Annotated in this window: 7 protein-coding genes and 2 pseudogenes; 4 read left to right on the top strand and 5 right to left on the bottom strand. The window is 43.2% G+C overall.

The window, feature by feature from the left end:
- Positions 1-293: 293 nt before the first annotated feature.
- Positions 294-1214: a 50S ribosomal protein L11 methyltransferase gene (gene prmA, locus D1367_RS27135; RefSeq protein WP_118169841.1), complete on the bottom strand. Its 921-nt coding sequence runs from the start codon at positions 1212-1214 to the stop codon at positions 294-296.
- 143 nt (positions 1215-1357) lie between these two features.
- Positions 1358-2938, bottom strand: coding sequence for a phosphoglycerate dehydrogenase (serA, locus tag D1367_RS27130; RefSeq protein ID WP_118169839.1), 1581 nt, complete (start codon positions 2936-2938; stop codon positions 1358-1360).
- A 793-nt stretch (positions 2939-3731) separates the two neighbouring features.
- Here serA and D1367_RS27125 point away from each other — a divergent pair.
- The 3 genes and pseudogenes from D1367_RS27125 to D1367_RS27115 form a co-directional block, all read left to right on the top strand.
- Positions 3732-4124, top strand: a pseudogene (locus tag D1367_RS27125) (Uma2 family endonuclease); the annotation flags it as partial.
- Between the two features lie 167 nt (positions 4125-4291).
- A complete protein-coding gene (locus tag D1367_RS27120) occupies positions 4292-5530 on the top strand; it encodes an RNA-guided endonuclease InsQ/TnpB family protein (protein WP_118164787.1) in 1239 nt (412 codons plus the stop codon).
- Between the two features lie 17 nt (positions 5531-5547).
- Positions 5548-5916 (top strand): annotated as a pseudogene (locus D1367_RS27115) (hypothetical protein); the annotation flags it as partial.
- Between the two features lie 259 nt (positions 5917-6175).
- Here the strand turns inward: D1367_RS27115 and D1367_RS27110 are convergent.
- Both D1367_RS27110 and D1367_RS27105 read right to left on the bottom strand, forming a co-directional pair.
- Positions 6176-7030, bottom strand: coding sequence for an HIT family protein (locus tag D1367_RS27110; RefSeq protein WP_118169836.1), 855 nt, complete (start codon positions 7028-7030; stop codon positions 6176-6178).
- Positions 7031-7304: 274 nt separating this feature from the next.
- On the bottom strand, positions 7305-8087 hold the full coding sequence (locus D1367_RS27105; protein WP_118169834.1) for a Uma2 family endonuclease: 783 nt from the start codon (positions 8085-8087) through the stop codon (positions 7305-7307).
- A 245-nt stretch (positions 8088-8332) separates the two neighbouring features.
- Between D1367_RS27105 and D1367_RS27100 the strand changes: the two genes are divergently transcribed.
- A complete protein-coding gene (locus D1367_RS27100) occupies positions 8333-12472 on the top strand; it encodes a HEAT repeat domain-containing protein (RefSeq protein ID WP_118169832.1) in 4140 nt (1379 codons plus the stop codon).
- A 100-nt stretch (positions 12473-12572) separates the two neighbouring features.
- Here D1367_RS27100 and D1367_RS33140 read toward each other — a convergent pair whose 3' ends face one another.
- Positions 12573-12770 carry an element excision factor XisH family protein gene (locus D1367_RS33140; protein ID WP_118169829.1) on the bottom strand — a complete coding sequence of 66 codons (198 nt, stop codon included), beginning with the start codon at positions 12768-12770 and terminating at the stop codon, positions 12573-12575.
- Between the last annotated feature and the right edge of the window lie 38 nt (positions 12771-12808).

Raw genomic sequence — 12808 nt, 5'->3', positions numbered from 1 at the left:
TTTACTTGGAAGTCCCTTAACTGAACTGTATTGCGCTATAACTTCAGGGTAACTGAAACTTTAGGTTTTAAACCCTGTATAACTTTTTTATACTTCTATACCTTGCTTCGTTATTATCCCGCCTCCGAATAAATTCCAAGGCTTATAGCTAAAGTCCCCTAAAGCGGACTGAGCATATAATTTTAGTCCACGCTTAGTGGACTTCGGCTATCAGCCTTGCACTTCAGTGCAGGGCGGGATGTCGGTTAGCACGATACTTTGACTCTTACAAAAGTGTGAGTAATCCTACTGAGTTAAGAACGCCGTACATTCAAGCAACACCATTCTTTTCGTTTCCACAAGGTAGCAACCACCCAACCATTTTGTTCTAAGGCATCAGCAACACCTTTAGATTGTTCTAGTAAAATACCACTGAAAATTGCCCAAGTCTCAGGTTTAGCGATCGCACTCATTTCGGGAATTAATTCAATAATTACATGAGCCAAAATATTGCAAACGATACCATCTACTGGTTTCTCAACTAGTTTTGTCAAAACGTCTACACTTCCCAGTGCAGGTAGTAAACGTTCTGGACTAATGTCGTTGAGCGCACCATTGCTGATAGTTGATTGCACCGCCAAAGGGTCATTATCTACTGCATAGACTTTCTCTGCTCCCAGTAGCAGCGCCCCAATTGAAAGGATACCAGAACCACAGCCAATATCCGCAATTACCAGATGTTCATGTTTGCCACTAGCACCCACAAACGACTGAGAAACTCCACTCAGCCGCATTTCCAGGGATTCCAAACATAGCTGAGTGGTGGCATGGTTGCCCGTACCAAATGCTACACCAGGGTCAAGACGAATCACTAACCGTTCCGTTGTTTCTGGTAATGGTAGCCACGCGGGGTTGATTAAGAAGCGATCGCCTATTTCCTGCGGATGCCAATATTGTTTCCAGCTAGTCGCCCAATCTTCTTCATCAATTAATTGCCATTGCAGAGAGGGAGATGAAACTCCTACACAGAGAGCATCTTGACGCAGCCACAGCGATAGCGCTGCCAAATCTAGCAGCTGCGTTTGAATTGTCGATAAATAAGCCCTGACTAAAGATGAATTTCCTTTGTTTTCACTAGCTGTCCCCCGACAGCCAAAATCTTCCAGTCGCCAAAAGATCGAATCTTCTAGGTCTGGCTCACATAAAATCTGTAGTTCCCACCAGGTGTTTGCCATTTTTGAGTGCTGAGTTTAACAGAGTTATGAGTTAGGAGTTAGGAGTTAGGAGTTAGGAGTTCTCCTGTTTAACTTCTAACTCCTAACTCTTGTACAGACAAAGATTTTTCGCGTCTGTACTCCTAACTTTTTTCACTCAGCACTCATAGTGTTACTGTATACGCGTCCCGAATACCAGGGACTTTTATAATCTCCTCCAAAATGCCCTCTGGTAATGGGTCATCTATACTCAGAGCCATTACGGCATCACCACGGACGATTTTACGACCTACTTGCATACTGGCAATATTCACATTAAAACTGCCGAGTAGGGAACCGAGTTTGCCGATAATCCCCGGCATATCGCGGTGCAGGGTAAACAGCATATATTTGCTGGGTGGGACGTTAATCGGGAAACCGTCAACATCAGTTAAATGGATTTCCCGTTCACCCAACAAAGCGCCGGTGACAGAATGAGTCCCTAAAGTACCCGTGGCTTCTAGATGAAGCGTTCCGGCATAGTCTCGAATGGAAGCATCGCGGGTTTCAATCACCCTAATTCCGCGTTCTTTAGCTTCTATGCTGGCATTTACGTAATTTACCCGTTCTCGCAAAGCTTGGTAAAGTAAACCTTTGAGGGCAGCGACTACCAAAGGCTGACTTTTGTTGGTTGCGAGTTCCCCTTGGAGTCGAATATTGAGTACTTCCACCCGTCCGCCAGCTAGCTGTCCTACTAGATTACCTAGAGTTTCTGCTAGTTGCATGTAGGGTTTGAGTTCTTCCAACACATCGGGGCCGAGTCCGGGAATGTTGACGGCTGAACGCGCTGGTAGTCCTAAAAGGACATCCCGAATTTGTTCAGCAACATCAATAGCCACATTCACTTGAGCTTCTGCGGTAGAGGCTCCCAAGTGGGGGGTGAGGATAACTTCTTTGCCTAGCGATCGCAATTCCGATTCACCCAATGGTTCTGACTCGAACACATCCAAAGCTGCGCCCCCAATCTTACCAGCTTTCAGAGCTGCTGCTAAAGCTACTTCATCAATGATCCCACCACGAGCGCAGTTGATAATCCGGGCTGTCGGTTTCATCTTTGCCAGGGTTGTGGCATTGATTAAGTGGGTGGTTTCTGGGGTTTTCGGGATGTGTAGAGTGATATAATCTGCTTGCTGGAAGAGTAAATCTAGCTCAACTAACTGACAGCCAAGTTGTTCGGCTCGGTCTGTAGAAATAAAAGGGTCATAAGCTAAAAGTTTCATCCCCATTGTCTTAGCTACAGCCGCAACATGGGAGCCAATTTTACCCAACCCGACAACGCCGAGAGTTTTTTTGTAGACTTCCGCGCCGACAAAGCTATTGCGATCCCACGCCCCGCGTTTCACCGAAGCGTTAGCATCGGGAATGTGGCGAGACAAAGCCAAAATCATCGCTAACGCATGTTCGGCGGCGGCAATTGTGTTTCCCTCTGGAGAATTGACTACTACAATTCCCCGGCGGGTGGCTGCGGGAACATCCACATTATCCACACCCACACCAGCACGACCGATGATTTTTAGCTGAGTGCCGGCTTCAATGATTTCTTGGGTGACGCGCGTACTAGAGCGAATCATCAGCGCGTCATACTCACCAATAATTTCGATCAGTTCTGCTGGTTTTAGACCTAGTTTGACATCAACGGTAGCAACTTGCGAAAGAATGTCAATTCCAGCTTGGTCAATAGAATCTGAGACAAGAACCTTAGACATGATTATTTCATTTAAAGCTACAGGTTTTGCTGCACAAGACTTTTTAGTTTAGTCTTTATCTGTCGCAATTTGGCAAAAATTATTCGTTTGAATATCGACTTAACCTTAACTTACACTATATGCTGATGGTATCGAAGCGTGAGTTGCTCCCAGTGGGTACTACCTCCTAAGTATTTGAACATGAGTGGTTGTTTGCACCACCCTGTCGCTAAATATAAAGCATTAATAGCACTAAGCACCTAATATATTTATTAATAGTTAAGAGTTACCAAAATTTTATCAGATTAAGTAACTTGCTTGGTGGGGTAGAAACGCCTGCATTCTTGGCTAGGCTGCAATTTTAGCTCTGCACAACCAATAAACAAGCCAGTAACTATTATATCTGTCGAATCTTGGCTGTTTCTCAATACCACAAGTGGTATCCCTTAGTCAAAGCAAAAAATTGCATCATCAAGATAATCGGATTGTGACAGTTAGAATTTAGGCATCAAATAAATTTTCTTGCTCATGATTGCGACAGATTTAAGATTGTCTAGTAGTTAAAAGCTGCTAATTAGTGTCAGTAGAGTGCTTAATATGCAGTAGTAAACTCCTAATTTGTCAAGCTATTTTGAGAGTTTGTAGTAAGCACAAAGCGTGCTTAAAAAACCAGGACTAAAGTCCTGACTACGAACTTGTTCACGCCTTGTAAGCAATGAGACAGACTACTAGTGACATCGCTAGAGAAGAAATCGCTATAATTCTGGTGAGCCAAATAGAGTGAAATATCCTTTGAGTTTTGGGGAAACCAGCCATGTTAGAGTACAACTTGCCCAGGTACTTGCCCTCAGCCGAGGAACTACCAGACTCTGATGAAACGCCTGTGGATAATGAACTACAAGAATTGATACCAGGCTTGCTGAAGGCGATCCTGCTGATACTTTGGTCAGAACGCATGGATTGGCTCTTTGCCATAGATATGGGTATTTATTATCACCCCGATAAACCGCCCATTGTCCCAGATGGGTTTTTGAGCTTAGGGGTAGAGCGGTTTTATGATGAAGAGTTGCGTCCCAGTTATGTGCTGTGGGATGAAAATGTTGTACCGATTTTCGTGCTAGAAGTAGTTTCCCAAAATTATCGCAAGGAATACACTACTAAATTGGATGAATATGAGGCTTTAGGTGTACTTTATTACGTGATTTATCAAATCGCTGTAATACCCCTGCCTCAACGCTTCGTAGTTCGTGGATGTAAAGCGGTCAAAAACGAAACACCTTCTGACCAAAATTGAGCGTAAGCGAAATTAGGGAAGAAGGTAGTTGAGTTTTTGACAATCATGATCTACTATTTATGTAGCAAGAATAGACATAAATGATCGTATTTGAGGCAAAACTTGAAGGACAAAACGAGCAGTATCGAGCGCTTGATGAAGCGATTCGTACTGCTCGTTTTGTGCGTAATAGCTGCCTGAGATACTGGATGGACAATAAGGGCATTGGACGCTATGACCTAAATAAATTTTGCGCTGTACTTGCAGCCAGTATTGAGTTTCCTTGGGTTGACAAGCTGAACTCAATGGCAAGACAAGCCAGTGCTGAAAGGGCGTGGTCTGCAATCGCTCGGTTCTTTGATAACTGCAAAAAAGGTAAACCAGGGAAAAAGGGATTTCCAAAGTTTAAGAAAGAACAAACGCATGGTTCTGTTGAGTACAAAACCTGTGGATGGAAACTTTCTGATGACCGCAGGTATATCACTTTCTCGGATGGATTTAAGGCAGGAACCTTTAAACTCTGGGGAACTCGTGACCTGCATTTCTACCAGCTTAAACAGTTTAAAAGGGTGCGGGTTGTACGTCGTGCAGATGGCTATTATTGCCAATTTTGCATTGACCAAGAGCGAGTTGAAAGACGAGAACCAACAGGAAAAACTATTGGTATTGATGTTGGACTGAACCATTTCTACACCGATAGTAACGGAGAGACAGTCCCCAATCCTAGACATCTTCGCAAGAGTGAGAAGTCTTTGAGGCGGTTGCAACGCCGGATGTCTAAGACTAAAAAAGGTTCTCAAAACAGAATTAAGTTTAGAAATAAACTTGCACGGAAACACCTCAAAGTAAGTCGCCAGCGTAAAGACTTTGCCGTTAAGACAGCAAGGTGCGTGGTGAGGTCTAACGACCTTGTGGCGTATGAAGATTTGATGGTGCGGAATATGGTGAAAAATCACCCCTTGGCTAAGTCTATTAGTGATGCTTCGTGGTCGTTGTTTCGTGATTGGGTTGAGTATTTCGGTAAGGTGTTTGGTGTGGTCACGGTTGCCGTTCCACCTCACTACACCAGTCAGAATTGCTCTAACTGTGGCGAGGTTGTCAAAAAGACGTTCTTAACCAGAACTCATGTTTGTCCTCATTGTGGGCATACCCAAGACAGGGATTGGAACGCAGCGCGGAACATATTAGAAAAAGGATTGAGTACGGCGGGTCACGTCGGAACTAACGCCTCTGGAGAGACTGACCAATACTTGAGTGAGGAAACTCCTTCAAGCAAGTCAACTCGTGGAAAGAGGAAACCCAGAGAGCGATCTTTGGAATCCCCACCCTCAACGAAGTAGGGTGGGGAGGATGTCAATCGTCTCGTCGTCGCCGCAAACCGCATCTAGAAGTACATAAGTTAGTTAATGGTAAGTATGAATTGCAAGAGGGAAACCCCGTTTGGCTACCAGAAATTGGCTTAGGAATTGGTTGCGAAAGGGGAAATTATTGCGGCGTAACGCGAGAATGGATGTATTGGTATGATGAGCAAGGACAACGGTATCTCACGCCCGCAGAACAAATAAAACAAGAAACACAACGCGCTCAACAAGAAACACAACGCGCTCAACAAGAAACACAACGCGCTCAACAAGAAACACAACGCGCTGAAGTTGCAGAACAAAGAGTGCAACAATTGACAGAACAATTAAGAGCGCTCGGAATAGATCCAGATAATCTGGCTTAAGAGATCATCTCAGGGAACTCCAAAAAATAAATTATTCCACATTAAAGTCGTTGACTGTTGACTGTTGACTGTTGACTGAAAACTCGTGAACCGTCAACGGTTAACAGTGAACAATAGCAATGGAATATTTTTTTACTTGGAAGTCCCTCAACCTTATGAGATAACTTTCAGTAAGTCATGATGTTGCAGCAATTTTCATAATTACTTCAAAGCCGTCAAGTTACAGCAGAATTATGACTCCTGAATTCCTACAGAAAAACTATTGCTTTTTAGGAACAACGTTCCTGATTCCACTTTTAGTAGAGACAGTATCACCTTTGTAACGAGGGATGATATGAATACTGGCGTGCATAATATTTTGACCTGCGGCTCGATTGATGTTCATTCCTATGTTAAAGCCATCAGGTTCAAATTCTGCTTTAATAATTTCTTGTACTTTGTTCACCATAAACCAGCAAGCAGATTGCTCTTTAAATGGTAATTCAAAATAATTGCTAACATGACGTTTGGGAACAACTAAAACATGTCCTTTACTTATTGGATAGCCGTCAAAAATAGCGTAAGCAGTTGCTGATTCAGTTAATAGCTTTAGATTATTTCGAGGATTACAAAATATACAATAATTAGATGAATTTCGCTGATGGTTATAGTGAATATATTCATATATTTGCCGATGTTCATCTAAGAAAATTGAAGAAAAGGGAAGTTTGACAATACATTGATATGTTGGTTTTTTATGGACATAATGCTCTCTAAAACCTTCTTTTTTGATATCCCTTCTTACAGCATAATAAGCTTTACCCCCTGGTTTTAATAAATGTGATATTTCCATCAGAACATTAGCTTGCACTTCAGGAAATAAAACATTTAAAACATAAAAGCAAATTATGGTATCAAATTTATTATCAGGATATTCTGGAAAATAATAAGGGTCATAGCCTGTAATATCAAAACCTTTTTGGCGCAATATTTTAACATCATTACCAAAGCCACAACCAAAGTCTAGTATTTTGCCTTGGAGAAGGTTTTGATTTAATAAAAACTGTGCCGGAAATGATAGATAACTTCTTTCGATCGCAGTAAGATGGCTGAATTGATTTTTTTGCTGTTTCATAGAATTTTGGTGCAGATGTCCCAAAATTATTATTCCCAGCATCCCTTGAGATTATGCGATGTCTACGATGGTCACTGAGCCAAGTCGAGTTGCGGGCTACGCCTAGTGTGCATCCCAGTTTTTATTATTCGATGAAATAATAAAATTTAATATGTCATTGCGAGGAGGAACGACGAAGCAATCGCAAGGCTGGGATTGCTTCGTCGTTCCTCCTCTCTACAAGACGCACTCGCGTTCGCAATGACGGATACAAAAATGGGATGCTCCCCTACGCCTATGCATCAGGGTCAACACCTAGCTCACGTAACTTAGCTGCTAATATATCAGCACGTTGGCTTTCCTGTTGGGCACGTTGGCGTTCTTGTTGGGCACGTTGGCGTTCTTGTTGGGCGCGTTGGCGTTCTTGTTGGGCTTGTTCGCTGCTCCACAACAGCAAATTTCCTTCTGTATCCCACCAGCGCAGCCAATTCATGGTTTGGCATAATCTTTCACCTTGCCAAATTCCGAGAAATAACTCTAATTCAGGAATCCAAAAGCGTCCATTGGCGTCTGCTTGCTGCAAGGTATATTGTCCATTTTGCAAGCATCGTAGTTCTAGACTTGGTTCGTAAGGGTCGTAGGTTACGTAGGTTGGAACTTGGAGAATCTTCTCGTAATAATAGAGTTTACCGTAGGGTGGAGTTGAGCGGACTGATAGTTCTCCACCTTCTGTGTCTGAGAGAAATTCCATTACTACAGCCACAGCAGCACCTTCTAAATTTGGGGTATAGCTGCGACGAACTACATTTGTTCCCACAGGCTGCACTTGAGGGACATAAAACCAGTCTGGGGCTTTAACGACAATTTTTTTGTTGACTGTGGCTACAAGACCAAAATTAGAGCCAATCAGCATTTGAGGTTGGATGCGTCCTGTGCTTCCCAAAGCATCGGTAAGCGCAGCAGCGATCGCAGGTTGTTGAATATTTTCCACTGGATCGTCTGGTAAAATGAAGTCGGCTGGAAGTGCTTCCCAAGTAACAATTGGTTCTTTTTGGATGGGGTTAACTTGTAGAACCATAAAATTATTCCTAATATCCATGCATAGTATATTAGTTATTTTTAACAAATCTTCAGCTAGCATCGCTTTTACAGCTATTTTCAGGTAAATAGACCGCGCGGTAGGGGCACAGCATTGCTGTGCCCTTGCGACAAATGTGGTTCAAATACATGAAAATTGCTGTAAGCTAAAAATCTAGAAATCTGGAAAAATTTCTCTGAGAAGTGTATATACTACTCGTAGTCAAGCACTTAGCAGGCGTGAGTATGATAGTTGAGTGGTTCACTCTCTGGATAGGTCAAAAAGCGGTTGGATTTCTTGTCAAGACTATTATCAGCGAAGAATTTGTCAAGGATTTACTCAAGGACTACGCTAAAGATTTTTTCAAATATATCTTTAATAATGCTGTAACTGCGCCCTTCAAGCAAGAACCCCTGGAGAAAGCTGTTGTCATGGCTGTAACAGAATTTTTGCAACTCATGCAGCAGGATTTAGATGATAGTGTACTTGCTGAAGATGAAATTAAAAAGTATGAGCAGCCACTAAATAAATTTCTCAAGCATCCAGAAGTCAAAGCAATTTTGGGAAGTGCTTTTAAAGATGACTCTCAAGCTATAGATACTAAGAAATTAGAAACAATTTGGTATGAACTGAATGCTTCATACCCGTTACCGGATGATTTTAACTGGAAACGGATTGCCAGGAAATATCTGCAAAAGGTTAAAGAGATTATTATAGGAGTTCCTGAACTGCGAGAGATTCTGGATTCTAGAAATTTAGACAAAATCCAGAATAACACAACAGAGATAGCTGGCATTATTCCTGATTTTGATTTGGAAAGATACCAAGAGGCTATTAAAGAAACTTATAGCAATCTTAATTTAGACAGTTTAGATACAAGTACCTATGATTATCGAGATAAACTCAAAGTCTGGGATATATTCATAGCACAAAATGTCCGCGAAATTCACCAAGTTATTCCCCGAATTCACGAACTGCCGAAAGAACATCTCCGAAGATTGCAAGAAACTAACGAACTGGAAGCAGAAGTTGAGTTAGAAGAATTAGAACGCTACAAACGAGTTTATTTAGAACAACCGAAACGTTCTGTAGTGGATATTGTAAATGAGCAGCAGACTAATAAATATATCGTGATTCTGGGCGACCCTGGTTCCGGGAAATCTACTTTATTAAAATACTTGGCATTAAATTGGGCTAGGAGTCCTCTGAATAATTCTTTTTCTCTACCGATTCCTGTGCTGATTGAGTTACGCACTTATATGCGGCGGCGGGAGGATAAAGAGTGTCATAATTTTCTCGAATTTTTTCATAAATGTAGTGGTGCGATTTCTCACCTCAACCAACATCAACTGCACGAACAGCTAAAGAGTGGTAAGGCTTTAGTCATGTTCGATGGTTTGGATGAGGTATTTGATCCTGCTCAACGAGAAGATGTAATTACTGATATTCATCGCTTCACTAATGAATATCGTGATGTGCAGGTGATTGTCACTTCTCGCGTCATTGGCTACAAACCACAACGTTTGCGGGATGCTGAGTTTCACCACTTTATATTGCAAGATTTAGAAGCAGAACAAATTCAAGATTTTATTTACCGCTGGCATGAGTTAACTTTTATCGATACTGCGGATAAAGTTAGAAAATGGGAACGGCTAAAAATAGGGATTGAGACTTCACAATCTATTGCAGAACTAGCAGGAAATCCTCTGTTGTTGACGATGATGGCGATTCTGAATCGGAATCAGGAATTGCCAAGAGATAGAGCCGAACTTTATAATCAAGCATCGCGGGTATTGCTGCATCAATGGGATGTAGAACGTGCTTTGCAAGAAGATAAGAGGTTAGATCCTAAAACTATTGATTATAAAGATAAGCAAGCAATGTTGCGTCAGGTTGCCTATCGTATGCAAACGGGCGATAAAGGTTTGGCTGGCAATTTGATTAGTGCAGATGATTTAGAGAAGATTTTGACTGACTATCTCAAAAGTCTAGATGTGATTCAAGCTAGAGAACTTGCGCGGGTGATGATTAATCAACTGCGGACTCGCAATTTTATTTTATGTTTCTTGGGTGCAGATTACTATGCCTTTGTGCATCGGACTTTTTTAGAATATTTCTGTGCTTGGGAGTTTGTCTGGCAGTTTGAGAAGGAACGCAGTATTTCAATTGAGTATCTTAAAACAGAAGTTTTTGGCAAACACTGGCAAGATGAAACTTGGCATGAGGTATTGCTGTTAATTGCCGGAATGATTGATGCGAAATTTGTTGGTGAAATTATTGATTACTTAATGGTGCAAGATGGCGAAGAGGAAAAATCTATCAACCTCTTTTTAGCGGCTAAGTGTCTTGCAGAAGTGAGAAATCGCTCGGTGATTACGTCAGTGGCTAATAAATTATTTGACAAGCTTAAAGATTTAACTAAATATGACCTCTGGTACTATTACACACCCGATCAAGATGAAGAAACTAAGTTAGTTTGGGAAATTCGCACTCAAGCAGTTGCAACAATCGCCGCAATTTGGAAAGATAACAACGATACCTTACACTGGCTCAAAGACCGCGCCACTGCTGATAATAAATGGGATGTGCGACGTGCAACCATCGAAGCATTAGCCAGCAATTTCAAAGATGACCCGGACACCCGCTCGTTTCTCAAAGACCGCGCCACTGCTGATGATAATTGGGATGTGCGACGTGCAACCATCGAAGCATTAGCCAGCAATTTCAAAGATGACCCGGACACCCGCTCGTTTCTCAAAGACCGCGCCACTGCTGATGATAATTGGGATGTGCGACGTGCAGCCATCCAAGCATTAGCCAGCAATTTCAAAGATGACCCGGACACCCGCTCGTTTCTCAAAGACCGCGCCACTGCTGATAATAAATGGGATGTGCGACGTGCAACCATCGAAGCATTAGCCAGCAATTTCAAAGATGACCCGGACACCCGCTCGTTTCTCAAAGACCGCGCCACTGCTGATGATAATTGGGATGTGCGACGTGCAACCATCGAAGCATTAGCCAGCAATTTCAAAGATGACCCGGACACCCGCTCGTTTCTCAAAGACCGCGCCACTGCTGATGATAATTGGGATGTGCGACGTGCAGCCATCCAAGCATTAGCCAGCAATTTCAAAGATGACCCGGACACCCGCTCGTTTCTCAAAGACCGCGCCACTGCTGATAATAAATGGGATGTGCGACGTGCAACCATCGAAGCATTAGCCAGCAATTTCAAAGATGACCCGGACACCCGCTCGTTTCTCAAAGACCGCGCCACTGCTGATGATAATTGGGATGTGCGACGTGCAACCATCGAAGCATTAGCCAGCAATTTCAAAGATGACCCGGACACCCGCTCGATTCTCAAAGACCGCGCCACTGCTGATAATGAATCGTATGTGCGACGTGCAGCCATCGAAGCATTAGCCAGCAATTTCAAAGATGACCCGGACACCCGCTCGATTCTCAAAGACCGCGCCACTGCTGATGATGATGGGGATGTGCGATATGCAGCCATCCAAGCATTAGCCAGCAATTTCAAAGATGACCCGGACACCCGCTCGATTCTCAAAGACCGCGCCACTGCTGATGATGATGGGGATGTGCGATATGCAGCCATCGAAGCATTAGCCAGCAATTTCAAAGATGACCCGGACACCCGCTCGATTCTCAAAGACCGCGCCACTGCTGATGATGATGGGGATGTGCGATATGCAGCCATCCAAGCATTAGCCAGCAATTTCAAAGATGACCCGGACACCCGCTCGTTTCTCAAAGACCGCGCCAATGCTGATGATAATTGGGATGTGCGACGTGCAGCCATCCAAGCATTAGCCAGCAATTTCAAAGATGACCAGGACACCCGCTCGATTCTCAAAGACCGCGCCACTGCTGATGATGATGGGGATGTGCGATATGCAGCCATCCAAGCATTAGCCAGCAATTTCAAAGATGACCCGGACACCCGCTCGTTTCTCAAAGACCGCGCCAATGCTGATGATAATTGGGATGTGCGACGTGCAGCCATCCAAGCATTAGCCAGCAATTTCAAAGATGACCAGGACACCCGCTCGATTCTCAAAGACCGCGCCACTGCTGATGATAATTGGGATGTGCGACGTGCAGCCATCCAAGCATTAGGCAAACACTTTAGAAATCAGCCTGAGTTGTTTGAAATTTACTACAACTGCGCTTTCAATGACCCCTTTAAGCGTAAGAAAGACTATGAAACCAACCCTCGGCGCGTTGCACTGGAGATAATTATCAAGCAATTTTCTCAACATCCCCAGACTTTACCACTGTTGCACGACAGAGCCAAGAATGACCCAGATGAGCAAGTGCGAAAGTTTGCTCAACAAAAGTTGGCAGAATTAGAGAAGTAGCTTGACAAACTCAGGTTACATCATTAAACGAAAGTGTAGGTATTTGATTATAAACTTCTGCATTTAGGCTACGGTGTACACACAAGTCGAATTACCCCCCTTAATCCCCCCTTATAAAGGGGGGAAACAAGAAATCTAGTTCCCTCCCCTTTACAAGGGGAGGGTTAGGGTGGGGTAAAACCTTAGTACTAACGGGTAAGGGATCATGGGTAATTTTCCACCCTTCTTTTTCTAGCGTAGGCGTAGCCCGCCGTAGGCATCGCTTGACTGCATTGTGAAAGATATCTCTAGCTGGCATGATCCAACATCATAATAAATATACTAAAAATTCTAATA

The organism is Nostoc sphaeroides (assembly GCF_003443655.1).
In the GTDB taxonomy this organism is placed as follows: domain Bacteria; phylum Cyanobacteriota; class Cyanobacteriia; order Cyanobacteriales; family Nostocaceae; genus Nostoc; species Nostoc sphaeroides.
This window is presented reverse-complemented; position numbering and strand designations above follow the sequence as displayed.